Raw genomic sequence first — 559 nt, 5'->3', positions numbered from 1 at the left:
CAATTACGGGCTGGCGCTGATCGGCGCGTTACGGCTGCTGATCGGTTTCTCCTTCGCCGCGGGGGTATGCGTTATCACCGGCCTGCCGGGGGCGACCGTCGCACTGGCCCAGACCGCCCTGACCCTGACGCTGGCGGCCACCAATGTGGACACGGCCCGCTTTGGCATGGGGGCCGTGATCGGCATTCCATGCAGCGTGCTGACGGCGGCCGTGCTGAACTTCGTCGTGCTGCTGCATGGGGCGGACATGCCGTTTCTCGCCCTGAGCCTGCTGCCGCAGACACTGGTGGCCTGCTGGCTGCTCATCCGCCCCGCAACGGCGGCCATTGGCTTCAATTACGGGGTTTTCTTCTTCGCGATCCTGGGGCTGGACAACCATCAGGGCTATGACCCGACCGAATTCCTCAACCGCAACATCTTCTACCTGCTGGCGGCCCTTCTCGCTTCATCGTTCTTGTGCTGCTGTTTCCGCCTTCCCCACGCAGCAGCGGTTCTGGATGGCCGCGACCATCGTGCGCGCGCTCCAGCGCCAGATGGCGGGACGCGGCGAGGCCGAAGG

General features: G+C 65.7%; 1 protein-coding gene. It reads left to right on the top strand.

Annotation, left to right across the window (positions count from 1 at the left end; genetic code table 11):
- On the top strand, positions 1-559 hold a 559-nt coding region (locus JCM25156_RS26720; RefSeq protein ID WP_034961827.1), incomplete at both ends, for an FUSC family protein.

The sequence above is a fragment of the Komagataeibacter kakiaceti JCM 25156 genome, assembly GCF_000613305.1.
Note: the sequence above shows the minus strand (reverse complement) of the source record. Positions and strands in the feature narration are given on the sequence as shown.